Below are 1507 nucleotides of genomic sequence, written 5' to 3'. Positions count from 1 at the left end.
TGCGCCGCCTCGGCGACAATCCGCGCCTTGTCGTCATCCGACCATGTCCGCCGCCGACCAGGCCCCGTCAGAACCTCAACCCGCCGGTACCCGCCTTTCGCGTTGTCCGAAACGTTGTCCATACAGCCATCTCCAAGCATCACGCCTGGAGCCGACCCAGCACATTCAAACCGACCCGCGAAAGAAGGGCGCCGAGGCTTCGCTTACCTCGGATCCGCTGGCGGCCCCGGTCTACGTCTACGGCTACCTCAACGGCGCCGAGGGGCCGCAGGTCACCACCGGCAATGTCCAGGGCGTGGATGGCGTCGAGGTCAGCGTGATCTTCGACTTCGGCGTCGGCGCCATCGACTGGCGCGGCGCCTGGTTCAACCCGGGCACCTGATCCCGGCTCCTCCTTTCCATCGTGAACCCATGCAGAGGCCGCCCCATTGGGCGGCTTCTGTGTTTCTGGAGACCTCATCCCCATGCGCAACTATGTGCAGCCCGGCGACAGCCTGGCCGTAGGGCTGGCCAGTGGCGGGGGAGATCACCTGGGCCATCAGCGCGACCTCCTGCGGGCCAAAGGGCCGGGTCGATCCATCTTGGCCCGTAGCAGTTCGACCTCCATGCTGAGTTCGCCGATGCGCTTCATGGCGGCATCGAGTTCGATGCTGGCGGCGTCGGCCTCGCGCTCCTTGAGCGCGCCGTCGAGGGCGGCGTCAGCCTTTGCGCGCCACTGCTCGAGCTTGAAGATGGGGACGGCGAGTTCGCGGGAGAGGAGTTCGACGCTCTCGCCGCGCAGCAGGCGCAGGACGACCTCGCGCTTGCGGGCGACGCTCCAGCGCTGGCCTGGGGCCAGAGGGCCGACCTTGGAAGAGGCGGCGCCGGGCGCCGCGGCCATGGTGGGCGCCGCCGTGGCTTGGGGCTGCGCCTGGCCTTATGGATAGCGTGGACGGGCTGCGCCCGCCCTCGCTACCCACAGGCCCATCAACGGCTGCGTTCTCTTCGATCTTCATCATGCTGGACACCATCGTTCCGGTCTCGCTTGGGACAAATGGGTGTCCAGAGAAATCGGGGCCAGCTCAACAGCGCGGACAAACAGGGGCGTCCGCCGCCGGGTAGCAAACGCACTGATGCAGACATTATTTGGTTGGTGCAGCCGACGTGATGCTACGAATGCCCTCGAACATCTTTGTGCCGTCGTTCCACAGGCGCGATACTGACTGCTGAGCAAACTCCGCATTCAGCTTCAACGCCGCCGCAGGATCGGAGCACTGAGAGAACTGCTTCAAATAGGCAGCTTGATCGTGCAACCTGTCCGCCACGAGACCAAGAGCTTGCCCCCAGCCGGCAGCGTAAATCCTTGTTGGCGCGTCGCTCCAGAGCTTTACCCAGTCAGTATTGCCGAGAGACTCGGATGCGGTCGTTTGACCCGTGCCTATCCGGTTGAGGCAGGCAGCTACCAGGGCTAGTGTGGGCCGCTGAACAGGATTGGCGAGGCGCGTCATGATCGCCATGGACATCGCCC

Annotated in this window: 3 protein-coding genes; 1 reads left to right on the top strand and 2 read right to left on the bottom strand. The window is 65.0% G+C overall.

Annotated features, from left to right (window positions below; all coding sequences use genetic code 11):
• Positions 1 to 43: 43 nt before the first annotated feature.
• Positions 44 to 382 (top strand): phage major capsid protein, encoded by a 339-nt coding sequence (locus C8P66_RS24235; protein WP_211314264.1) that lies wholly within the window; start codon positions 44 to 46, stop codon positions 380 to 382.
• Positions 383 to 538: 156 nt separating this feature from the next.
• On the opposite strand, the gene C8P66_RS23340 is transcribed toward C8P66_RS24235, so the two are convergent.
• Complete coding sequence (locus C8P66_RS23340) at positions 539 to 880, bottom strand: IS3 family transposase (protein ID WP_111400670.1); 342 nt, start codon at positions 878 to 880, stop codon at positions 539 to 541.
• A gap of 241 nt (positions 881 to 1121) precedes the next feature.
• On the bottom strand, positions 1122 to 1507 hold a 386-nt coding region (locus C8P66_RS23335; protein WP_146423052.1), incomplete at its 5' end, for a phasin family protein.

The sequence above is a fragment of the Humitalea rosea genome, assembly GCF_003253705.1.
GTDB classification, from domain to species: Bacteria; Pseudomonadota; Alphaproteobacteria; order Acetobacterales; family Acetobacteraceae; genus Humitalea; species Humitalea rosea.
Note: the sequence above shows the minus strand (reverse complement) of the source record. Positions and strands in the feature narration are given on the sequence as shown.